Source organism: Bradyrhizobium uaiense (assembly GCF_010811875.1).
GTDB lineage: Bacteria > Pseudomonadota > Alphaproteobacteria > Rhizobiales > Xanthobacteraceae > Bradyrhizobium > Bradyrhizobium uaiense.
In genome coordinates, this window is sequence record NZ_VKHP01001030.1 from 1 (window position 1) to 242 (window position 242).

The 242-nt window shown below is 63.2% G+C and carries 1 pseudogene; it reads right to left on the reverse strand.

The annotated features are described in order from the left end of the window. Window positions 1-80: 80 nt before the first annotated feature. A pseudogene (locus tag FNJ47_RS48630) lies at window positions 81-242 on the reverse strand (IS481 family transposase); the annotation flags it as partial.

The window sequence follows — 242 nt, forward strand, 5'->3', positions numbered from 1 at the left end:
ACAAGCGCGCGCCCAACTTCAAGGGCAAATAACGGCCGCGCTGCGTCCCCATCCACATCTGTCATCGCCCGGCTTGATGTTCAGCCCGGGGACATGACCGACGGGTGTTCGGGGGCATGGCCGACACTTTTTCCGCTCGCCAAGTCAATGATAGCGACTTGGTGGGCGGCGAAGAAGACCCCGTATTGCGCACTGTTTGGCGAGGGGCGAATGGCAAGGCGCTCGCCGCGGAAAGCCTGCGG